Below are 20,516 nucleotides of genomic sequence, written 5' to 3'. Positions count from 1 at the left end.
CGGGCCAGGAATTCTGACTAGCAGAATATGCTGGGGGCCACATGTCGGCATCCGTAGAGTCGAGCTACGCCAAGAACTGTTCTGACCTACCGAGGAGGCCCACGTGTCCATCAGCGCCGAGAACACGACTCATGAATCAGTGGCCGCGGGGCACACTGCTCCGGAGCCGACGCCTGAAGAAGCTGCCCAGCTCAAGGAGCTGTACCGGGATTTTGACCGGGAGAACCTGATCCCGTTGTGGACTGAGATCGGTGACCTGATGCCGATGGTCCCCTCCCCGAAGGCGGTGCCGCATGTGTGGCGGTGGAGCGACCTGTACCCGCTGGCCGCCCGCGCCGGTGACCTGGTGCCGGTGGGCCGCGGCGGGGAACGCCGCGCCATTGCCCTCGCCAACCCTGGTTTGGGCGGCACGGCCTATGCCACGCCCACTCTGTGGGCAGCCATCCAGTACCTGGGCGGCCACGAAACAGCCCCCGAGCACCGCCATTCCCAAAACGCGTTCCGCTTCGTCGTCGAAGGTGAAGGCGTGTGGACCGTGGTGAACGGGGACCCGGTCCGAATGTCCCGCGGTGATTTCCTGCTGACCCCGGGCTGGAACTTCCACGGCCACCACAACGACACCGATGAGCCGATGGCCTGGATCGACGGCCTGGACATCCCGTTCGTGCACTACGCGGACGCCGGGTTCTTCGAGTTCGGCACCGAACGGGTCACCGACGAGGCCACCCCGGACATCTCCCGCTCCGAGCGGCTCTGGGCCCACCCGGGCCTGCGCCCGCTCTCCGGCCTGGATGACACCACCAGCTCCCCCATCGCCGCGTACCGGTGGGAATACACCGACCGTGCCCTGGCCGAGCAGCTTTTGCTCGAGGACGAGGGCCACCCGGCCACCGTGTCCCAGGGCCACGCCGCTGTCCGCTACACCAATCCCACCACCGGCGGGGACGTGATGCCCACCATCCGGGCCGAATTCCACCGCCTCCGGCCCGGCGCGTCCACCCAGGGCGTCCGCGAGGTCGGCTCCAGCGTCTGGCAGGTCTTCGAAGGGACCGGTGCCGTTGTTCTCAACGGCGAACCCCGGACCCTGGAAAAGGGCGACCTCTTCGTTGTCCCGTCGTGGGCTGAATGGTCCCTGCAGGCTGAGAGCGGGTTTGATCTGTTCCGGTTCAGCGACGCCCCCATTTTTGAACGACTGAACTTCAACCGCACCTACATCGAAGGACGCAAGAACGCATGAGACTCCTCACCCTCCGCACCTCTGTCGGAGACAAAACAGTAACGAAGGCTGTCCGCCAGGACGGGACCACCCTGACCGAAATCGACGGCTTCGCCGACGTCGGGGCACTCCTGAAAGACTCCGCGTGGGAATCCATCGCCGCCGCAGCGAACGGTGCGACGCATCCGCTCGAGGGCGCGGACCTCGCGCCGGTGGTGCCGTTCCCGGGCAAGATCATCTGCGTGGGCCATAACTACCGCAACCACATCAAGGAAATGGGCCGGGAAATCCCGGAGTACCCCACCCTGTTCGCGAAGTACCAGGAATCCCTGATCGGCCCGAACGATGACCTGGCGCTGCCGCAGGAATCGGACACCGTGGACTGGGAAGCCGAACTCGCCGTGGTGATCGGCAAGAAGGGCCGCCGGATCAGCGAAGCCGACGCCACGGATTACATCGCCGGGTACTCGGTGCTGAACGATGTTTCCATGCGCGACTACCAGTTCCGCACCATCCAGTGGCTCCAGGGCAAGACCTGGGAGAACTCCACCCCGTTCGGCCCCGCCCTGGTCACCCGGGACGAGTTCACCGCCGGCCCGCTGATGACCTCGGCCGTGGACGGCGAGATCCAGCAGTCCACCCCCACCGGGGACCTGGTCTTCACCCCGGAATTCCTGGTCTCCTACATCTCCACGATCATCACGCTGAACCCCGGCGACGTGATCGCCACCGGCACCCCGGGCGGAGTGGGCCACGCCCAGGACCCCAAGCGCTACCTGCAGGAAGGCCAGATCCTGGTCACCACCATCGAGGGCCTGGGCCAGCTGAACAACCGCGTGGTCAAGGAAGCCTGATGGTTGCCCGCCACGACCAGACCACCGACCCGCAACTGCTTGAGGGTCTGCTGCAGGCACGGCGGGGCACGGCGTTCTTCGCCCGCAAGCTCAACGAGCTCTCCGACGCGGACCTCGACGGAGACTCGCTCCTGCCGGGCTGGACCCGCCGGCACGTCACGGCCCACATCGGCTACAACGCGCGGGCCATCGCGCGGCTCATCGAGTGGGCAGCCACCGGCGTGGAGACACCCATGTACGCCTCCACGTCGGTGCGGGACCAGGAAATCAACTTCGGCGCCACCCTGCCCCCGATTGCACTGCGGCACCTGTTCGACCACTCCGCCGTGCACCTGAACGTCGAATGGCGGGACCTCCCGGCAGAGGCCTGGCACCACAGAGTCAAAACAGCCCAGGGCAGGATCGTCCCGGCCGAGGAAACCGTTTGGATGCGCACCCGCGAAGTCTGGGTCCACGCCGTGGACCTCGGCAACGGCGCCACCTTCAACGACATCCCCGCACCGGTCCTGGCCAGACTACTGGCGGACATCACCGCAGCCTGGCACACCCGAGGCACCGACACCGGACTGCTCATCAGAGTCACCGACCAGCCCGACGGGATGGTCTTCGGCGACACCGACGCCGAAACACCAACAGTGGTCTACGGCCCGCTCGCCGCCATCACCCAATGGGCCACCGGCCGCGGCACCCACGGCGTGACAGCGACAAGCACCGCGGCAACAGACTGCACAGCAGCAGAGGCCGCCCCACCGGCGTCGGACGCTGACCTGCCCGAGGTACCGGCAGCGCCAAAGTGGATCTAGCAACCACGGCCTGGCGCCCGCAGCGGCACTAAAGCGCGGGGCGAATCCCGCACATGGCTATGGCCCCCTCCACGGAGGGGGCCATAGCCATGCACTGACGGTGCCCGCTATTCCTCGTGCTTGACCTTGTGGACCCTGGTGACCACCGTGGGGCAAGGAACGCGCAGCAGAACCGCATGGGCCGTGGAGCCGAGGACAAGCCGGCTGAATCCCCCGCGCCCCCGGCTGCCGATCACCAGGAGGCGCGCGTTCGCCGCGGCCTCCACGAGGGCCTTGGCGGGGTCGGTGTCCTTGTCCAGCCGCTGGTTCACCACCAGGTCCGGGTACTTGTCCCGCAGGCCGGCCACCGATTCCGCGAGAACAATCTTGTCCTCTTCCTCAATGACTTCAGCCAGTCCGCTGGCAGGCATCCCGCTCTGCACCCAGCGGGCGGGGCGCCGGAAAGCCAGCACGGCCGTTAGTTCGTCGCCCTCGCGGTCGGCTTCCGCCGCGGCGAAGGCTACGGCCTGGAGGGACTCCTCCGAGCCGTCCACACCCACGACAACCCCGCGGCCCTCCGGCCCCTGGTCCTGCGGAATAACCGCCACCGGGCTGTCCGACGCAGTAACGACCTGAAGGGCCCGGTCCGTCATGGGTCCGCCGTCGGCCCAATGGCGGTGGTGTGACCCGATGACCACCATGGCGGCGTCCTTGGACATTTCCTTGAGCGCGGCGCCGGCGCTGCCGTGGCGCAACTGCACGTCGACGGCCACGTCGGGTTCCTTCTTGGCGGCATCCTCCTGCACCTGCCTCAGCAGCTCCATGCCTGATTCCCTGATCAGTTCGTGGTACTGGAAGTCCGGCGACATCCACCGGTCATCCACCGCATGGACGGCGATAACCGGCAGCTTGAGCCTGGCTGCCCGGTGGAGCGACCACGACATTGCGGCCTCACTTCCGGTGGAGCCGTTGATGCCGACGACGATTGGTTTGCTCATTCTGAATCCTGCTCTTCTCCATCGCGTTTTCGGATCAGCACGCCGGAGGCCGCTGACACCTTCAGTGTGCTCCGGCGGCAGACACGGGGGTTAGGGCCTTAAGCCCCTCACCCGGCGCTGGTGCCCCGCGTAGCGTCGGGGCCATGGAGCAGACCCGGGCCGGCGCCGCCGCCCCCTCGCGGCCCCAACCGTTCCTCCGCCGCTGGTTGCTGTGGGTCACCCTCGGTGAGAGTGCAGGCTTCCTGGTTCCCGCCGTCGTCGCAGTCTTCGTGATCATTCCGGACACCGCCGGCGGGATGGCCTGGCTGGTGGTGGCCGGCGTCGCCGAGGGCACAGTCCTGGGGCTCGCCCAGGCGCACGTGCTCCGAAGCCTGCTGCCCGGCCTCAGCGTGAGCAGGTGGACCATCCGCACCGCCGCCGGTGCGGCGCTCGCCTGGCTCCTCGGCCTTAGCCCCAGTACTTTCGCCAACCAGTGGCAGCTCTGGCCGCCTGCCCTGCAGATCGGCGTCGCGGTTCCCGGCGCCCTGCTGCTGCTGTGTTCGATCGGGCTGGCACAATGGCCGGAACTCCGCCGGCACGTCGCGCACAGCGGACGGTGGGTGGCCGGGAACGCGCTGGCATGGTGCGTGGGGCTGGGACTCTTCTTCGCCGTCGCACCTCCGCTGTGGCAGCCGGGACAGCCGCCGACGACGGTGATCACCATCGGCGTCGCTGCCGCCATCCTGATGGCCGCCGGCATGGCACTCGTAACCGGCCTGGTGATGAAACGGCTGCTTCGCTTTCCAGCGGCAGCTCAGAATCCGGTGGGCTCCGTTTCGAACTCCGGCTCACTCGGCGGAGCCTCGTGATGCAGCGGACGAAGCGCCGAGGTCTGTTCCATCCAGATGAGGGCGTCGTAACGCCCTCCCATCCGGGTGGGAACGTAGTTTCCGGATTCCCTGGCCGGGCGGTAGACAACACCGATGGCCCGGTGACCCAACCAGGCTGACAGCCACGGCCCGGACCTGTCCCCGCCGAATTCCAACAATGCCGGTGCGCCCAGGGCCCGGTGCAGCAGATCCTCGTGGCTGCCGGTCCGGGCTTCCGGCACAGTGAGCACCCGTTCCGGGGAGCCCCAGGCGTCCGCAGCCATGACTGTTCCCCGGTACGATCCGAAACCCACCAAAGTAACGCCTTCGGAACCGTGGCGCTCGCGGAGCAGCTGGCCAACGTTCACCAGCCCGTCCCGCGCCATGTCCGTGGCACGCGCATCGCCCACATGGGTGTTGTGCTCCCAGATGATCCCTTTGGATGCCGGGCCCAGATGCGCACTCAACCGGTCCACGGTGTCCGCCATGTGACGGTCCCGGACGTTCCAGGACTCGCGGCTCCCCTGCACCATGATGCGGTAGTAATGCTCGGCGTTGGCGGCAACCACAGCGTTCTGGACCGCGTCGAAAGCCTCATCGCTTTCGACGCGCGGTTCGTGGTCGCGCAGCGCAAATGCCCGGTTCCGCACCTCGGTGAGGAGTGCAACCACATCAGCCTCGCACGATTCGGGGACCAGCCGGGTGCTCCAGGCGTACTCGTGCGGGTCTTCGTGATGCGGAAGGAAACACCGCCACGCCCGCATGGCAGCGGGGACGGCGTCGGGCTCGTTTTCCTCGAGCCAGCCGATGATCTCCCGCAGGGAATCCCACAGTGAGTAGACGTCCAGCCCGTAGAAGCCAACCCGCTCTTCCATCGGACGCTCCAGGTTCCAGCCGCGGAGCCAGTCAAGGAAGCCTGCCACTTCCTCGTTTGCCCACATCCAGGTGGGCCAGCGCCCGAATCCGGCGAGCATGGTGTGCACTCCAGTGTCCTGGCCGCTTTGTCCCCGGACCCAGCGGTTGATCCGCCAGCAGTCCGGCCAGTCGCCCTCCACCCCGATCCAGCTGTAACCCTGCTCTTCGATCAGCCGCATGCTCAGGCGGGCACGCATGGTGTAGTACTCGTGCGTGCCGTGGGATGCTTCGCCGATGGCCACGAAGCGTCCGGCACCGGCCCCGTGGACCAGCCGGTCAAGGTCCCGGATCCCGGTGAGTGGCCGGGCCAGGGTGCGGATCTCGTCCAGCATGCTCAGGACAGCACGGTTTCCGTTGGTCATGTCGGGTCCTCGAGCGAGATGCCTTCAAGGTATTCCGGAACACGCACCCGCCAGCCGAGTTCGCGCTTGATGCGGATCCGGAGCGCATCGGACGCTTCCGGTTCGCCGTGGGTGATGTAGGTCATCCGGGGTTCCCGTGCGGCGGCCCGCATCCACTCGATCAGCCCGTCGGAGTCCGCATGCGCGGACAGGCTTTCCATCTGGATCACCTCGGCGCGGATGCGCACGTCCTCTCCGTAGATGCGAAGTTGCCGCACGCCGGCGGCGAGCGCGGCGCCGCGGGTTCCGCCGGCCTGGTAGCCGCTGAGGATGATGGCGTTTTTCGGATCGGGTCCGTATTCGGCGATGTGGTGCAGGATCCTGCCTCCGGTGAGCATCCCGCTGGCGGAAATAATCACCATTGGCCCGCCGCGGAGGTTGAGCAGCTTCGAGTCGTCCACCGTCCGGGTCATCTTGGCCACTTTGTACATGTCCTCATACTCCGGCTGTTTGAGCCGGTGTTCATCGGGATGGCGCTGGTACATGCCGGACGCGTCAATGGCCATGGGGCTGTTGAGGTACACGGGGATGTCCGGAATGGCGTTTTTGCTGCGGAGCCGGGACAGGTGCAGCATCAGTGTCTCCGCCCGTCCGACGGCGAACGCGGCGATCATGATCACGCCGTTCTTCTTCGCCACACGGGTGATGATCTCGCCCAACTGCAGTTCCGGATCCAGGCTCGAGTGTTTGCGGTTTCCGTAGGTGGATTCGGTGACAAGAATGTCAGCGGCGCCAAGTCCCCGGGGCGGAAACATCAGCGGATCATCGGTGCGTCCCAGGTCGCCGGTGAAATGGACGGAATGCTGGCCCACAGCGAGCCTGATCTGGGCTGCCCCCAGGATGTGGCCGGCGGGCAGGAACGTCGCGGCGATCCCCCCGCCGAGCTCCAGCGGGGTGTCGAAGCCGTGTTCCCGGAAACTGTCGAGCGAGCGGACAGCGTCCGCAGCCGTGTAGAGCGGAACCGGCGGGCTGTGCCTGGACGATCCGTGCTCGTAGGCGTACTTGGCTTCCTCTTCCTGCAGGTGCCCGCTATCCGGCAGGAGCAGGGTGCACAATTCGGTGGTGCCCTCCGTGGCGTACACCGGCCCGTTGAAACCGTCCCGGACCAGGGCGGGGACGTAGCCGGTGTGGTCAAGGTGCGCATGCGTCAGCAGGATGGCGTCAATGGAGTCCGGCCTCACGGGGAAGGGGATCCTGTTGCGGTCGCGGAGCACCTTGTAGCCCTGGAACAGCCCGCAGTCCACGAGGATGCGTTTACCTGCCGCCTCAACCAGGTACCGGGAACCGGTCACGCTGTCCGTGGCTCCAAGGAACCGGAGTTGCGGGTGTCGGTGTTTCATCATGCTCCCTGCTCCCGTCGCGCAGCGTTCCCGTTGCCGTCCGGCGGCAGCGGCAGCGCCAGGGCCCGGCAGGCGCATGCACTGCAACGCGCCGGAAAGCGCAGTCGCGATGTACGTCCCAGCTTCCGCTTCTTCCGGCAGCCCACCTAGGGCCGAAAGTCACGGCTGCCCGCTCGCTCCCGCCTTTTCGGGAGGCGGAGCCGGCAGTACGCTGGGACCATCCCTTGGAGACCTCGCATGGCTGAACAGGATTTGATCACCAGCGCCCGCGCGGCGTACGCCCGCAGGGACTGGCCCGCGGCCCGCAACGGGCTTCTTGCCGCCAGGAGCACCACCGGCCTGGAGTTGCAGGACCTGGCTGCCCTGGCCGACGCGATGTGGTGGCTGGGCGACATCCCCGAGTCACTCTCGGTAACAGAGGATCTCTACCGGGGCCTGGCCGGTTCCGGCGACCAGCCCGCCGCAGCGATGAAAGCCATCCTCCTGTCTCTGCAGTGGGGCACGCGGGGGGATCTCGTGGTTGCCTCCGGGTGGCTCAACCGGGCACGGCGCCTGCTGCAGGGCCTCCCTGAAGGGCCTGCACACGGGTACCTGCTGTACCTGGAGAGCGCCATGTCCCTGGACCTGGAGGAAGACCCCGGACCGGCGCAGGCAGCCGCAGCGAGGCTCGATGCCCTGGCGAACCGCCTGGCTGACCCCACCCTCGCCTGTTTTGCCCGGGTCGTTGCCGGACTTGGCGGGGTCCGGGCCGGGCGGACCGAGGACGGTTTCAGCGACCTGGACGAGGCCATGCTGCCGGTCCTGGCCGGTGCCGTTGCGCCCGTGTGGGCCGGAGACATCTATTGCACTGTCATCCACCTCTGCCACCAGCTCGGAGACCTGGCCAGGATGCGGGCCTGGACCGGCGCACTGGACCGTTGGACAGCGGGCTTGTCAGCCACTTTTGTGTACACCGGCGTCACCCGCATCCACGAGCTTCAGCTTGTCAGCGCCGAAGGGGGCTGGGATGCGGTGGAACGCGAGATCGGCGCCTCCAGCGACAACCTGGTCACGGCACACGGCTGGATGGCCGGGGCAGGCTACTACGAACTCGGCGAGGTCCGCCGCCTGCGCGGCAATACTGCCGGGGCGCTGGCCGCGTACCGCCGTGCACGGGACCTCGGGGTGGACCCGCAGCCGGGCGAGGCCCTGCTGCACTATGAAGCCGGCGACTCCATCCTGGCCCTTAACCAGCTCCGTGCCGCGCTGGGCGAGAGCCGGCTGCTGGACCGGGCCAGGCTGCTGCTGCCCGCCACCGAGCTGGCACTGGCCCGGCGTGACGCGGCGCTCGCCGAGGCACTGGCCGCCGAACTGGAAAGGACCGCCGCCCGGTTCGCCTCTCCGGGCCTCCAGGCGTGGGCATGCCAGGCCCGTGGCGCCGTCCTGCTGGCGTCCGGCCGTGCGGACAGCGCCCTGCCGTTCCTTGAGGCAGCCGTCCGGACGTACCGTGCGCAGCGTGCGCGCTACCGCACGGCCCGGATCCACGAGCTTCTCGCCGTGTCCCGGCGTGCCCTCGGCCAGGCCGGTGCGGCCGATGCCGACCTCGCCACAGCGCTCGCCATCTACCGCCAGCTAGGGGCAGTCCCCGACGTCGAACGGCTGGAGCGTGGCGCAGGCAGTGCCGGCGGCACCACCGACGGCCGGGGTGGCCTGACGGCCCGGGAGTGCGAAGTCCTGGCACTCATCACCACCGGTGCCAGCAACCGCCAGGTGGCGGATGCCCTGGTCATCAGTGAAAAGACGGTGGGTCGGCACTTGGCCAACATTTTCGGCAAGATCGGGGTCTCCACCCGGACCGCCGCGGCCGGCTGGGCCAGGGACCACGGACTGGCGTGAAGAACGACGACGACGACGGCGAGCGCCGTTTCCCCCGTCGTCGTGCGTCCGCCCGGCCGGCCCTTGCGGGGAGGTGCCCCCTGCATCATTCACCCCACAGCCCCGGTGAAAGATGCATGATCCGCCCGACGCGGCGTGCCCGGCCCCGGACGTACTTTCGAAGTAGCCGGACAGCGAGTCCGCCGAAGAAAGGAAACACAATGACCACCACCGACCTCCGCCTCACGGCAGGAGACGCGGCGGCCGCCCGCGACGCGAAAGCCGCGGAGGACGCCGCTGCCCGCCTGCTCGGCATCCTCAACGACAGCTCGGCCGCCGTCCTGGCCAGCATCGGCCACCAGACCGGGCTGTTCGACGTGATGGCCGGGCTGCCGCCTGCCTCGAGTGAGCAGATCGCCGACGCTGCCGGGCTTAACGAACGCTACGTCCGCGAATGGCTCGGCGGCATGGTGACGGCCCGCTTCGTCGAGTACCGGCCCGCCGCAGGCACCTACCGGCTGGACCCTGCGCTGGCACCGTCCGTCTGCGGCCAAGGCGTCGACAACCTGGCCCGGACGCTTCAGTACATCACCCTGATGGGTGGGGTGGCGGGCAAGATCGCGCACAAATTCCGGACGGGCGGCGGCCTGGGGTACGAGGACTATCCGGATTTCGTCGGCATCCAGGCCGCTGACAGCGCCTCGGTCCATGATGCATCCCTCGTGTCCGCCATCCTCCCGCTGGCCGGGTGTGTGGACAGCCTGCAGGCGGGAATCGACGTCGCAGATATCGGATGCGGAGCCGGGCACGCCGTCAACCTGATGGCCGGAGCTTTTCCCGCGAGCCGCTTCACGGGCTACGACTTCTTCGAGGACGCCGTGCTCGCCGGGCGGGCGGAAGCCCGGCGGCTGGGACTGGGGAACGTCCGGTTCGAGCTCCTGGACGCAGCTGACCTGGACATCGTGGAAGGCTTCGACGTCATCACTGTTTTCGATGCCATCCACGACCAGGCCCGGCCGGCGAAGGTGCTGCAAAACATCCACCGGGCGCTGCGCCCCGACGGCACGTTCCTCATGGTGGATATCAAGGCCTCGAGCGAACTGATCGACAATGTTGAGCTCCCGTGGGGGACGTTCCTCTACGCGATCTCAACATTCCACTGCATGTCCGTGTCCCTGGCACAGGGCGGGGACGGGCTGGGAACGGTTTGGGGTGTCCAGTTGGCTGAATCCATGGTCCGGGCTGCAGGCTTTGCCACCGTTGACGTGAAGGAACTCGAGGAGGACCCGTTCAACGCCTACTTTGTGGCCCGCAAGTAGGCGCCGAACGGCTCGGCTGCCCGGGCCCTGGGGTGCCGGGGGCCTGCGCTCCCGGGCCCCGTGCTGCCGGGGGCCTACTGCTTGGGTCCGGCGATGTTCACCAGCCAGGCGACGCCGAACTTGTCCGTGCACATTCCGAAGGTATCGCCCCACGGCGCTTGTTCGAGCGGCACCGTCACGGTGCCGCCGTCGGACAGCTTCTCCCAGTACCCGCGCAGTTCGGCGTCGTCATCGCCGCTGAGGGAAACGGAGAAGTTGTCGCCCGGGGTGAAGCTCATGCCGTTGGGCGTGTCGGCGCCCATGAGCACCATGCCGGATCCGGTGGTCAGCATGCCGTGCATGATCTTGTCCTGCTCGGACGCGTCTTCGCTGGCATGGAACTCGCCAAAGGTGCTCATTGCCAGTTCGCCTCCAAATACGGACTGGTAAAAGTTCATGGCCTCCCGCGCATTGTCCCGGAAGCCAAGGTAGGGATTAAGTGTCGTGGTCATCTTCAGGTGTCCTCTCGTGCCGGTCGATACCCGGACCACCCGTGGATCCGGTGGCCGCCCGGGCTTGGAACACTTCATATGTTGCCCCAGTCGTGCCGGACTGCATAGGGGCGGCGATGGCCCTCGGCCTCAGCTCCAGAGAGCAACGTGAACTTTGGATCCTCGTCGTTCAAGCCCCCGCGAGCCGCCCGGAGCAACCATGGCGGCTGTTGCATCCGGTGTGGTGACGAAGCGCTGCAGCGCCTTTGCCTTGGAGGTTGTCCGGCCGTGGCTAAGCGTGCTTGCCCACCACAGACCGGAAACTGGAGTTCCGACGACCGGTACGCGCACCAGGACTCCGGTTTGGAGTTCCGCCCGCACAATATGCCCCACGGCCAGTGTCAAACCCTCTCCCGCTCTGACCGCGGCGAGCGCGTCGGTTTCGCTGCTTAGCCGGATCACTTCGGGCACTACGCCCATCGACGACAGCCACCGCCCTTCATCCGTCTCCGACTGGATGCCGGAGGGGCCGGCGAACCACGGGCGGTCCAGTAGCCGGGCCAGTGGTACCGGCCCGTGCAGCACTGCGAGGGGATGCGACGCCGCCACCACAAAGACGCGCTGATACCGCAGGAAAGGGACCATCTCCAGTCCGACGTCGGCACCCGGGCCGGCTGGCTGCGTAGGCATGGCCCCGAGGGCTATGTCGAAGGCGCGGTCAAGCAGAAGAGACGCTATGTCAGCAGCGGACTCCACTACGACATCGACAGAGGCTCCGGGGACCCGTTTGGTGAAGAGGTCAAGCAGCCGTCCGGCCGCATGTTCAGCGAACGGAGCTGTTGCGACGATTCTCAGCAACCCCGCGTCTGTGGTTGCGTGGGAGACCTCCCACCGGGCCTGGTCAGCCAGGCCGACGATTTCCTGGGCATAGTCCGCCAGCGCCCGGCCGCCCGGCGTCAGGGCAATGCCTCCGGCAGCACGGACGAAGAGGGGGTCGCCAAGGTCCCTCCGGAGCGCAGCCAGGGCCGAGGAGACCGCCGGCTCGCTGACAGCCAGGGCCGCCGCGGCAGCGTGAAGCGACCCCAGTCTGGCCACGAGCGCGAAGGCCCGCAGCTGGCTCAAAGTCATCGACACGGCTTCATAACCCTTCGCTTATGACGATATTGACACTCCACTCGGGCCGGGACAAGACTGACTTCAAATCGGCGTCTTACAGTGTGCGGCGCCATGGAGTGAGGTAGGGACAATGCAGATTCCGGCTCCTTTTGATTACGTGCGGGCCAGCACGGTGAACGATGCCCTTGAGCTTCTTGCACGCCACGGCCCCGAGTCCCGGGTGATAGCCGGCGGGCACAGTCTGCTCCCCATGATGAAACTCCGCCTGGCCCGTCCCGAATGGCTGATTGACATCAACGACCTGTTCGAGCTCGACTTCATCCTTCTCGACGGGGATCACCTGCGGGTGGGCGCGCTGACTCGCCATACGGCCCTCCTGGAATCAGCCGAAGTAGCCCGACTCTTCCCGATTATTTCGGACGCCGAAGCGGTCATCGCGGATCCTGTGGTCCGCAACCGCGGAACCATTGGCGGTTCCCTGTGCCAGGCCGACCCGGCCGAAGACCTTTCCACGGTCTGCGACGTCCTGCGTGCTGTGGCGGTGGTCCGCGGTCCCGGCGGCGAACGCCTCGTCGACATGAAGGAGTTCCACCGCGGCCCCTATGAAACGGCGGTGGCACCAGACGAGTTGCTGTGCGAAGTCCGGTTCCCCGTTCGTCCGAGCTCGGGAAGCGCCTACGAAAAAGTGGAACGCCGGGTTGGCGACTGGGCCGTCGCCGCAGCCGGGGCGGCTGTCTCGCTGGCGGACGACGGTAGCGTCGATGCCGCGGCCATAGGTCTCACGGCACTGGGCCTCGACGGAACAATCGAGGAAGCCGCAGCCGTGCTCCTTGGACAGCAACCCCGCGAGGAGCTTTTCGTCGAGGCCGGCCGGCAGGCAGCCATCGCGTGCGATCCCGTCGCGGATCAGCGCGGACAGATCGACTACAAACGGCATCTGGCCGACGAGCTCACCCGCAGAGTCCTGCGGCTGGCATGCGCCCGGGCTGCCGGAACACAGGAAGGTTGAGCTCCATGCAGATCAGCATGACCGTGAACGGCAACGAAGTAGCCTCCGACATCGAACCGCGGGTGCTGCTGGTTCATTACATCCGCGAAGTCCTTGGCCTCACGGGCACGCACTGGGGGTGCGACACCACCAACTGCGGAACGTGCGTGGTCCTAATGGACGGCCAGCCCGTGAAGTCCTGCACCGTGCTCGCGGCGATGGCGGCCGGCCACGATATCCGCACCGTTGAAGGACTCGCCACGGCAGGCACTCTCGATCCGGTTCAGCAGGGGTTCATGGAGGAGCACGGGCTGCAGTGCGGCTTCTGCACCCCCGGCATGATGCTCACGGCACGCGCCTTGCTGGACAAGAACCCGTATCCGGACGACACCGAGATCCGGAAGGCCATTTCCGGGCAGATCTGCCGCTGCACCGGATATGCCACCATCGTCCGCTCAGTGCAGTGGGCTGCCGCCCACCCGGCAGGGGCGGCCGCTGACGTTGCTGCACCAGACGAAGTCATCGAGGGTACGGACACGGCGGTCCCGGACGTCGCAGACACAGAGGTGAAGGCATGACTGTTACCCACCATCGGCCCGGCAATCCGGCGGCCGGTGACGCCGACCGCCCGATCGGGTACGGGCGCATCCAGCGCAAGGAAGACCCCCGGTTCGTCCGTGGGATGGGCCACTACGTCGACGACATTGTGCTGCCGGGAATGCTGCACGGCGCCATCCTGCGCGCCCCGGTCGCCCATGCGCGGCTGGTCTCGATCGACACCACCAACGCGTTGGCCCACCCGAAAGTACTCGCCGTGATCACCGGCAAGGACCTGCTGGCGCTCAATCTGGCCTGGGCGCCCACGCTTTCAGCGGATGTGCAGGCCGTGCTCGTGACCGACAAAGTGCGCTTCCAGGGGCAGGAGGTTGCTTTCGTCGTCGCGGAGAACCGCTACGCCGCCCGCGACGCCTTGGAACTGATCGACGTCGAATATGACCTGCTCCCTCCGGTGATCGATGCGCGCAAAGCCCTGGACCCGGACGCCCCCCTGATCCGGGATGATCTCGAAGGCCGGACGGACAACCGGATTTTCGACTGGGAGATGGGCGATGAGGCGGAAACCGAGGCGGTATTCGCCGCCGCCGACGTCGTAGTGGCACAGGAGGTCGTCTACCCTCGAGTCCATCCGGCACCCATGGAGACCTGCGGCGCCGTCGCGGACTTCGATGCCGTCTCCGGAAAGCTGACGCTCTATGAGACGACCCAGGCCCCGCACGCGCACCGCACCCTGTTCGCGATTGTGGCCGGCATCCCGGAACACAAGATCCGTATCGTCTCTCCTGATATCGGCGGCGGGTTCGGTAACAAGGTGGGCATCTATCCCGGCTACATCCTCGCCGTCGTCGGATCGATCGTCACCGGCAAGCCGGTGAAGTGGGTGGAGGACCGCTCGGAAAACCTGATGTCGACGTCGTTCGCCCGGGACTACATCATGCAGGGCGAGATCGCCGCCACCAAAGACGGCAAGATCCTCGCTCTCAGGACCAGCGTGCTGGCCGATCACGGCGCGTTCAACGCCACCGCGCAGCCCACCAAGAACCCCGCCGGCTTCTTCTCGATCTTCACTGGCAGCTACGACCTGAAGGCCGCGTTCTGCAAGGTCAGAGGCGTCTACACCAACAAGGCTCCGGGCGGCGTTGCCTACGCGTGCTCGTTCCGGGTGACGGAAGCCGTCTACCTGGTGGAGCGGATGGTGGACATCCTGGCCCGAAAGCTGGACATGGACCCGGCGGAACTCCGGCTGAAGAACTTCATCAAGCCCGAACAGTTCCCCTACGCGAACAAAACCGGCTGGGTCTATGACTCAGGCAACTATGAAGAGGCCATGCGCCTGTCGATGAAGATGGCCGGCTACGAGGCGCTCCGGCGCGAGCAGGTAGAAAAACGCGAACGTGGCGAACTCATGGGCATCGGCGTCGCCTTCTTCACTGAGGTCGTGGGAGCCGGCCCGCGCAAGCACTTCGACATCGTGGGTCTGGGCATGGCCGACGGCGCCGAGTTGCGCGTCCACCCCACCGGCAAGGCCGTCGTGCGGCTTTCCGTCCAGAGCCAGGGGCAGGGCCACGAGACCACGTTCGCGCAGATCGTCGCGGAAGAGCTCGGCATTCCGCCGGAGAACATCGACGTCGTCCACGGCGACACGGACCAGACGCCCTTCGGCCTGGGCACGTACGGGAGCCGGTCGACACCGGTCAGCGGCGGGGCGGTGGCACTCGTTGCGCGGAAGGTCCGCGAAAAGGCGAAGCTTATCGCCGCAGCCATGCTCGAAACCCGGCCCGAAGACCTCGAGTGGGAGAAGGGCCGCTGGTTCGTCAAGGGCGATCCCGGCGCCGGGAAGACCATCGAGGAAATCGCCATGGCCGCCCACGGCACAATGACGCTCCCCGAGGGAATCGACGGCAACCTCGACGCAGAGGTCACCTACGACCCGCCGAACCTGACGTTCCCCTTCGGTGCCTACATCTGCGTAGTGGACATCGATCCGGGTACAGGCCACGTCAAGGTGCGGCGTTTCATCGCGGTGGATGACTGCGGGACCCGGATCAACCCGATGATTATCGAAGGCCAGGTGCACGGCGGCCTGACCGACGGCGTCGGCATGGCCCTCATGGAAATCATTGAGTTCGATGAGGCGGGCAACTGCCTGGGCGGCTCCTTTATGGACTACCTGATCCCCACGGCGATGGAGGTACCGGACTGGGAGACCGGATTTACAGTGACGCCGTCACCGCACCACCCCATCGGCGCCAAGGGCATCGGAGAGTCCGCCACAGTCGGCTCGCCCCCGGCCATCGTGAACGCGATCGTCGACGCCCTGGCACCTTACGGGGTGGTCCACATGGACATGCCGTGCACGCCCGCCCGGGTATGGGAGGCCATGCAGGGCCGGCCAAGGCCACCGATCTGACATGCAGGCCACGGGAGAAACCCTTGCGGCAAGGGCAACGGAACTCATCAGCCGCCGGGAGCCCTTCGTCCGTGCCACGGTTGTGCGGGCGCAGCGGCCCACGAGCGCACACGCCGGTGACAACGCCCTGATCCTGTCCACCGGGGAAATGAATGGCTTCGTGGGCGGAAACTGCGTCGAAGCCTCCGTGCGGGAATATAGCCTGAAGGCACTCGCAGCCCAGGAGCCATTGTTGCTCCGCGTTGTGCCCGGCGAGCCGTCGCACCGGAGCGAGGAAGGCGCCGTCGAGGTGTCAAACCCCTGCCTCAGCGGAGGAGCGGTGGAAATCTTCCTCGAGCCGCACATCCCGGCGCCGCGGGTCCTAGTGGTCGGCACAACCCCGGTGGCCCAGGCCCTGGCTTCACTCGGAGCCGGAGTCGGCCTGCAGATGGAACTGACCGACGGGCAGGCGGCCGACCCCCGGCCCGACGACGCCGCCCTGATCGTCGCTTCCCACGGCAGGGAGGAAGAAGGTGCGCTGGAAGGCGCCCTGCGTGCCGGGGTGCCCTACGTCGCGCTGGTTGCCAGCGAGGTGCGGGGCGCCGCCGTCCTGGCATCCCTGGACGTGGACGAATCTTTGCGCTCCCGTGTGTTCAGCCCGGCAGGGCTGGACCTGGGAGCCCGCACCCCGGGCGAGATCGCCGTGTCCATCCTCGCGCAGCTCATTGCCGAACGGGCCAAGGGACGGCACCCGGCGGCTGGACAAAGCGCACCGGCGACGGCCATTGACCCTGTGTGCGGGATGACTGTTGCCGCCGTCGAGTCAACGCTGCACCTCGAGCACGGCGGCACCACCATTTATTTCTGTTCCCGGGGATGCTACGAGGCATTCCGCAAAGATCCGGAACGCTATGACGCCTCCCGCTGAAGCCCAGCCGCGCCATGCACGCAGCCCTGACCCGCTGACACCTGGCCGTCCAACCGGAAAGCCCCGGATTGCCGGGCTGGTCCTGGCTGCGGGCGGATCTCGCCGGCTGGGACGCCCCAAGCAGCTCCTTCCCTACGGAGACGGGGTGCTGCTCGACGCCGTACTGGCCACCGCCCGGGCCTGCGGCTTCGCCCAGCTGGTGTTGGCGGTGGGCGGCTCGAGCGAAGAGGTGCTGAAAGGCGTGAACACGGCTGGCTGCGATGTCGCCGTCAACCCGGACTTCGGCACCGGGTGTGGATCGTCGATAGCCGCCGCCCTGCCGTCGCTTCATTCCGACACTGACGTGGTGGTCCTGTTGCTCGGGGACCAGCCGGGGGTCATGGCCCGGAATGTGTACAGGTTGCTGGCGGGACGCGGGCAGTCCGGAATCGCCGTCTGCCGCTACGACGACGGAATCGGCCATCCGTTTGCCTTTGCCCGGTCCGCCCTGCCGGCGCTCGCCGGACTGCACGGCGACAAGGCGGTTTGGAAGTTGCTGGAGGAGCGGGCGTCGGAGGTGGCCGAGGTAACCGTCTCCGGCGCTATTCCCCTGGACATCAACACCGATGAGGACTACGAACGGGTGCTCAACGCACTTCGGGGCGCACCGTGAACAACGCTGCGCGCAGTGGCGCGGAAGAAGATGTGCAGCAGCTGGTTCCTGACGTTCCGTCGCTAATGGCTGCACTTGACGACGTCGACTACCTAGCCGACGTCGGACTGGCCACGGCGCTGTTCCTGGCCGTGCGTTTGCCCCAGCCCATCCTGCTGGAAGGAGAAGCGGGGGTGGGCAAGACGGAGGCTGCGAAGGCGCTGGCCCACGTGCTCAACACTCCCCTGTTCCGGCTGCAGTGCTATGAGGGGATTGACGCAGGTGAAGCGCTCTATGAATGGAACCACCAGCGCCAGCTGCTCGGGATCCGGCTGGCAGAAGTCCGCGACGCAGCCCTGAACGAGTCGGACCTCTTCGGGCCGCAGTACCTGCTGCGCCGGCCGCTGCTCCAGGCAATCGAACATCCCGGACCGCGCCCGGCCGTGCTGCTGCTGGACGAGATCGACAGGGCTGACGCCGAATTCGAGGCGTTCACCTTCGAACTGCTGGCAGAGGCGGCTGTGACCATCCCGGAACTGGGCACCATCCGGGCCACGCATCCGCCGGTTGTGGTCCTCACGTCCAACCGGACGAGGGACCTGCATGACGCGCTCACGCGCCGCTGCCTCTATCACTGGATCGACTACCCCGTGCCCGCGCGGATTGCCGAGATCGTGCGGCGCCGTGTCCCCGGAAGCGCCGGTCCCCTGGCACAGGAGGCAGCGTCCGCCATCACGAAGATGCGTTCACTGGACATGGCCAAGCCTCCCGGGATCGCCGAAGCGATCGACTGGGTCTCCGCTTTGTCGGTGCTCGGCATCACGCACATCGATGCGCCCACCGTGGAGAAGACCTGGGGCTCGATCGTCAAGAACAGGGACGACCTTGAGCTCGTGGGAGCGCGTGGCGCGGCCTGGCTGGTCGGGGACGGCCATGGCTGAATTCGGCGCCGCCATCAGCCCGCCCGGAGTGGAGGCCGCTTCCCTGGCCGCCGGCCTTGTCACGGCGCTGCGCCGTGCCGGCCTGTCGACTTCCCCGGACCGCGCCGTTCGGCTGGCTGAAGCGCTCCGCCTGATCCCGCCCTTCGCCCGCGAACAGCTTTACTGGACGTGCCGGGTGGTCCTGGTGGCCTCCCGGGAGCAGGTGCCGGTTTTCGACGCCGTCTTTGCCGCCGTGTTTGACGGCCGGCTTGACCCTGCCGACAGCCGGGGCGCCACCAAGGCACCCCCGGCACTCATCTCCGGGGCGCGCCTCCGCCCGGCCCCGCCGTCAGGGCTGGCGAGTGCGCCGGCGGCCCTCCCCAAGGCTTCGCCGCCCGCTCTGCTTCCCGGCAGGGAACACTCCGACGAGGGGAACGGCCCTGAGCGCGAGGCCATCCTAGCCATGGCGTCGACGGAGGAAAGACTGCACGAAACGTCCTTCGCTGAGCTCTCCGCCGAGGAGGTGGTCGAGGTACGCCGGCTCGTTCGGGCGATAGTCTTCGCCACGCCGGTGCGCCTGAGCCGCAGGACCCGCAAGTCTTCGCATAACAACGCACGGCTGGACATCCGGAGCACCGTCCGTGCAGCCCAGCGCACCGGCTCCGATGCCACAAGGCTCATCTACGCCCATCGCCGGCCCCGTCCGCGGCAGCTGGTCCTGCTGTGCGATGTATCGGCGTCCATGGAGCCCTACACGAGGGTGTTCCTGTCATTACTGCAGGGCGCCGTGGCCGGAGCCCGGGCGGAGGCGTTCGTGTTCTCTACCCGCCTGACGCGGCTGACGCGGCAGCTGGCAGTCCGGAACCCTGATCAGGCGCTGGCCCGGGCCGCCGCGAGGGCGCCGGACTGGGCTGGAGGGACACAGATCGCGGAAAGCCTGCGGAGCTTCATTGATGCGCACGGCCGCCGCGGTTTGGCCAGGGGTGCGGTGGTGGTTGTGCTCTCCGACGGCTGGGCCCAGGATGATCCGGACCTCGTGGCCACGCAAATGGAACGCCTGAAGCGGCTCGCCTACCGGATTGTCTGGGTTAATCCGAGGAAGGCGGACGTGAACTACCGGCCGCTGGCGGGCGGTATGGCGGCGGCGCTCCCCTACTGCGACGCCTTTGTCAGCGGCCACAACTATGCGGCCCTCGCGGAAGTGGCAGCCGCGGTCCGGGACGGGCGCAGGACAACACAAGAGAGGCAGGGCAACAGCTAATGCAAATAGACAGCGCTTTCTCCGTAGTCGCTCCAATCGACAAAGTCTGGGACACGCTCATGGACTTCCAGCGCGTGGCCGGATGCGTTCCAGGGGCTCAGGTCCTGAACAAGCTTTCCGACGACGCCTATCAGATAGGGATGAAGGTGAAGCTGGGACCGGTTTCCATGCAGTACAAAGGGCAGATGTCCGTCCTCGAACGGAACGCCGGCGAACACCGCGCGGTGTTCCAGGGCCGGGCGCAGGAAACCCGAGGCCAAGGTACGGCCGAAGCCACTGTGACCCTGCGCCTGGCAGAGGCGCAAGGTTCGACGCAGGGTACGGTCAGCGCCGACCTGGCCCTGTCCGGAAAGGCCGCCGCAATGGGGAAAAGCGTCATCGGCGGCGTCACCGAGCAGATGATGGCGCTGTTCGCCGCCAACCTGCAGACGCTGCTGGCGGAACCTGCCGGGGAGGCACCGGGCGAGGCCGGGCAGGAAGCACCGCCGGCACCTCTTTCCGGGTCACTTGGGGCACCTGTTGCCGCACTATCCGCACCGTTGTCGCCGTCTGCCCCGTCGCCACCTTCGCAGCCCGACAACAGCCTGAATGCACTTTTGCTGGCTAAGAGAATGCTCAACGATCAGCTCAGCAACCCCGGGAAACTCATCGGGCTGCTTGCCGCCGTAGCGTTTTGTGCTTATCGGCTGGGCCGCCGTGCGGGGCTGCGCTCGGGCCGGCCCTGAGCC

19 protein-coding genes are annotated in these 20,516 nt (G+C 67.2%); 14 read left to right on the top strand and 5 right to left on the bottom strand.

Annotated elements, in window-relative coordinates; all coding sequences use genetic code 11:
• The first annotated feature begins 103 nt into the window (after positions 1 to 103).
• The 3 genes from JOE41_RS00165 to JOE41_RS00155 are packed head-to-tail and all read left to right on the top strand — an operon-like array spanning position 104 to position 2,873.
• A complete protein-coding gene (locus JOE41_RS00165; protein WP_209750267.1) occupies positions 104 to 1,237 on the top strand; it encodes a cupin domain-containing protein in 1,134 nt (377 codons plus the stop codon).
• Positions 1,234 to 2,070: a fumarylacetoacetate hydrolase family protein gene (locus JOE41_RS00160; protein ID WP_209750265.1), complete on the top strand. Its 837-nt coding sequence runs from the start codon at positions 1,234 to 1,236 to the stop codon at positions 2,068 to 2,070. Before JOE41_RS00165 ends, JOE41_RS00160 begins: the two co-directional genes overlap by 4 nt.
• Positions 2,070 to 2,873, top strand: a complete 804-nt coding sequence (locus tag JOE41_RS00155) for a maleylpyruvate isomerase family mycothiol-dependent enzyme (protein ID WP_209750263.1) — start codon at positions 2,070 to 2,072, stop codon at positions 2,871 to 2,873. Before JOE41_RS00160 ends, JOE41_RS00155 begins: the two co-directional genes overlap by 1 nt.
• Positions 2,874 to 2,980: 107 nt before the next feature.
• Here JOE41_RS00155 and JOE41_RS00150 read toward each other — a convergent pair whose 3' ends face one another.
• Positions 2,981 to 3,850, bottom strand: a complete 870-nt coding sequence (locus JOE41_RS00150) for a universal stress protein (protein WP_209750255.1) — start codon at positions 3,848 to 3,850, stop codon at positions 2,981 to 2,983.
• Positions 3,851 to 3,993: 143 nt separating this feature from the next.
• On the opposite strand from JOE41_RS00150, the gene JOE41_RS00145 reads away from it, so the two are divergent.
• Positions 3,994 to 4,698, top strand: a complete 705-nt coding sequence (locus JOE41_RS00145) for a hypothetical protein (protein ID WP_209750254.1) — start codon at positions 3,994 to 3,996, stop codon at positions 4,696 to 4,698.
• Here the strand turns inward: JOE41_RS00145 and JOE41_RS00140 are convergent.
• A complete protein-coding gene (locus tag JOE41_RS00140) occupies positions 4,644 to 5,975 on the bottom strand; it encodes an erythromycin esterase family protein (RefSeq protein ID WP_209750252.1) in 1,332 nt (443 codons plus the stop codon). The genes JOE41_RS00145 and JOE41_RS00140 overlap by 55 nt on opposite strands.
• A complete protein-coding gene (locus JOE41_RS00135) occupies positions 5,972 to 7,357 on the bottom strand; it encodes an MBL fold metallo-hydrolase RNA specificity domain-containing protein (protein ID WP_011691892.1) in 1,386 nt (461 codons plus the stop codon). Before JOE41_RS00135 ends, JOE41_RS00140 begins: the two co-directional genes overlap by 4 nt.
• 234 nt (positions 7,358 to 7,591) lie before the next feature.
• On the opposite strand from JOE41_RS00135, the gene JOE41_RS00130 reads away from it, so the two are divergent.
• Together JOE41_RS00130 and JOE41_RS00125 are read left to right on the top strand one after the other, a co-directional pair.
• The gene (locus JOE41_RS00130) at positions 7,592 to 9,229 is read left to right on the top strand and encodes a helix-turn-helix transcriptional regulator (protein WP_209750249.1); all 1,638 of its coding nucleotides are present in this window, start codon (positions 7,592 to 7,594) and stop codon (positions 9,227 to 9,229) included.
• Positions 9,230 to 9,429: 200 nt separating this feature from the next.
• Complete coding sequence (locus JOE41_RS00125) at positions 9,430 to 10,527, top strand: class I SAM-dependent methyltransferase (RefSeq protein ID WP_209750247.1); 1,098 nt, start codon at positions 9,430 to 9,432, stop codon at positions 10,525 to 10,527.
• A 74-nt stretch (positions 10,528 to 10,601) separates the two neighbouring features.
• Here JOE41_RS00125 and JOE41_RS00120 read toward each other — a convergent pair whose 3' ends face one another.
• Both JOE41_RS00120 and JOE41_RS00115 read right to left on the bottom strand, forming a co-directional pair.
• On the bottom strand, positions 10,602 to 11,018 hold the full coding sequence (locus JOE41_RS00120) for a VOC family protein (RefSeq protein ID WP_043429744.1): 417 nt from the start codon (positions 11,016 to 11,018) through the stop codon (positions 10,602 to 10,604).
• 129 nt (positions 11,019 to 11,147) lie between these two features.
• A complete protein-coding gene (locus JOE41_RS00115; RefSeq protein WP_209750245.1) occupies positions 11,148 to 12,125 on the bottom strand; it encodes a LysR family transcriptional regulator in 978 nt (325 codons plus the stop codon).
• 118 nt (positions 12,126 to 12,243) lie between these two features.
• Here JOE41_RS00115 and JOE41_RS00110 point away from each other — a divergent pair, with 118 nt between their 5' ends.
• From JOE41_RS00110 to JOE41_RS00075, 8 genes are read left to right on the top strand one after another with little or no spacing between them, the layout of a single operon-like run.
• A complete protein-coding gene (locus JOE41_RS00110) occupies positions 12,244 to 13,122 on the top strand; it encodes a xanthine dehydrogenase family protein subunit M (RefSeq protein WP_011691887.1) in 879 nt (292 codons plus the stop codon).
• A gap of 5 nt (positions 13,123 to 13,127) precedes the next feature.
• The gene (locus JOE41_RS00105) at positions 13,128 to 13,679 is read left to right on the top strand and encodes a (2Fe-2S)-binding protein (protein WP_011691886.1); all 552 of its coding nucleotides are present in this window, start codon (positions 13,128 to 13,130) and stop codon (positions 13,677 to 13,679) included.
• Positions 13,676 to 16,069 carry an aerobic carbon-monoxide dehydrogenase large subunit gene (locus JOE41_RS00100; protein WP_011691885.1) on the top strand — a complete coding sequence of 798 codons (2,394 nt, stop codon included), beginning with the start codon at positions 13,676 to 13,678 and terminating at the stop codon, positions 16,067 to 16,069. The genes JOE41_RS00105 and JOE41_RS00100 overlap by 4 nt, the downstream gene beginning before the upstream one ends.
• Position 16,070: 1 nt before the next feature.
• Positions 16,071 to 16,976 carry an XdhC family protein gene (locus tag JOE41_RS00095; RefSeq protein WP_011691884.1) on the top strand — a complete coding sequence of 302 codons (906 nt, stop codon included), beginning with the start codon at positions 16,071 to 16,073 and terminating at the stop codon, positions 16,974 to 16,976.
• A complete protein-coding gene (locus tag JOE41_RS00090) occupies positions 16,960 to 17,628 on the top strand; it encodes an NTP transferase domain-containing protein (RefSeq protein WP_011691883.1) in 669 nt (222 codons plus the stop codon). Before JOE41_RS00095 ends, JOE41_RS00090 begins: the two co-directional genes overlap by 17 nt.
• The gene (locus JOE41_RS00085) at positions 17,625 to 18,548 is read left to right on the top strand and encodes a MoxR family ATPase (protein WP_011691882.1); all 924 of its coding nucleotides are present in this window, start codon (positions 17,625 to 17,627) and stop codon (positions 18,546 to 18,548) included. Before JOE41_RS00090 ends, JOE41_RS00085 begins: the two co-directional genes overlap by 4 nt.
• Complete coding sequence (locus tag JOE41_RS00080) at positions 18,541 to 19,788, top strand: VWA domain-containing protein (protein ID WP_209750243.1); 1,248 nt, start codon at positions 18,541 to 18,543, stop codon at positions 19,786 to 19,788. Before JOE41_RS00085 ends, JOE41_RS00080 begins: the two co-directional genes overlap by 8 nt.
• Complete coding sequence (locus JOE41_RS00075) at positions 19,788 to 20,513, top strand: SRPBCC family protein (protein ID WP_011691880.1); 726 nt, start codon at positions 19,788 to 19,790, stop codon at positions 20,511 to 20,513. The genes JOE41_RS00080 and JOE41_RS00075 overlap by 1 nt, the downstream gene beginning before the upstream one ends.
• Positions 20,514 to 20,516: the final 3 nt, after the last annotated feature.

Source organism: Arthrobacter sp. PvP103, from assembly GCF_017833075.1.
Classification (GTDB): domain Bacteria; phylum Actinomycetota; class Actinomycetes; order Actinomycetales; family Micrococcaceae; genus Arthrobacter.
The sequence above is the reverse complement of the archived record's forward strand: the minus strand, read 5'-3'. Positions and strand labels throughout refer to the sequence as shown.

What these genes read in the sequence shown, in the direction of transcription:
- JOE41_RS00075 (WP_011691880.1), top strand. Translation starts at nt 19,788, where the DNA reads ATGCAAATAGACAGCGCTTTCTCCGTAGTCGCTCCAATCGACAAAGTC.
- JOE41_RS00095 (WP_011691884.1), top strand. Translation starts at nt 16,071, where the DNA reads ATGCAGGCCACGGGAGAAACCCTTGCGGCAAGGGCAACGGAACTCATC.
- JOE41_RS00100 (WP_011691885.1), top strand. Translation starts at nt 13,676, where the DNA reads ATGACTGTTACCCACCATCGGCCCGGCAATCCGGCGGCCGGTGACGCC.
- JOE41_RS00150 (WP_209750255.1), bottom strand. Translation starts at nt 3,850, where the DNA reads ATGAGCAAACCAATCGTCGTCGGCATCAACGGCTCCACCGGAAGTGAG.
- JOE41_RS00115 (WP_209750245.1), bottom strand. Translation starts at nt 12,125, where the DNA reads ATGACTTTGAGCCAGCTGCGGGCCTTCGCGCTCGTGGCCAGACTGGGG.
- JOE41_RS00080 (WP_209750243.1), top strand. Translation starts at nt 18,541, where the DNA reads ATGGCTGAATTCGGCGCCGCCATCAGCCCGCCCGGAGTGGAGGCCGCT.
- JOE41_RS00155 (WP_209750263.1), top strand. Translation starts at nt 2,070, where the DNA reads ATGGTTGCCCGCCACGACCAGACCACCGACCCGCAACTGCTTGAGGGT.
- JOE41_RS00120 (WP_043429744.1), bottom strand. Translation starts at nt 11,018, where the DNA reads ATGACCACGACACTTAATCCCTACCTTGGCTTCCGGGACAATGCGCGG.
- JOE41_RS00135 (WP_011691892.1), bottom strand. Translation starts at nt 7,357, where the DNA reads ATGATGAAACACCGACACCCGCAACTCCGGTTCCTTGGAGCCACGGAC.
- JOE41_RS00110 (WP_011691887.1), top strand. Translation starts at nt 12,244, where the DNA reads ATGCAGATTCCGGCTCCTTTTGATTACGTGCGGGCCAGCACGGTGAAC.
- JOE41_RS00130 (WP_209750249.1), top strand. Translation starts at nt 7,592, where the DNA reads ATGGCTGAACAGGATTTGATCACCAGCGCCCGCGCGGCGTACGCCCGC.
- JOE41_RS00160 (WP_209750265.1), top strand. Translation starts at nt 1,234, where the DNA reads ATGAGACTCCTCACCCTCCGCACCTCTGTCGGAGACAAAACAGTAACG.
- JOE41_RS00145 (WP_209750254.1), top strand. Translation starts at nt 3,994, where the DNA reads ATGGAGCAGACCCGGGCCGGCGCCGCCGCCCCCTCGCGGCCCCAACCG.
- JOE41_RS00125 (WP_209750247.1), top strand. Translation starts at nt 9,430, where the DNA reads ATGACCACCACCGACCTCCGCCTCACGGCAGGAGACGCGGCGGCCGCC.
- JOE41_RS00140 (WP_209750252.1), bottom strand. Translation starts at nt 5,975, where the DNA reads ATGACCAACGGAAACCGTGCTGTCCTGAGCATGCTGGACGAGATCCGC.
- JOE41_RS00105 (WP_011691886.1), top strand. Translation starts at nt 13,128, where the DNA reads ATGCAGATCAGCATGACCGTGAACGGCAACGAAGTAGCCTCCGACATC.
- JOE41_RS00090 (WP_011691883.1), top strand. Translation starts at nt 16,960, where the DNA reads ATGACGCCTCCCGCTGAAGCCCAGCCGCGCCATGCACGCAGCCCTGAC.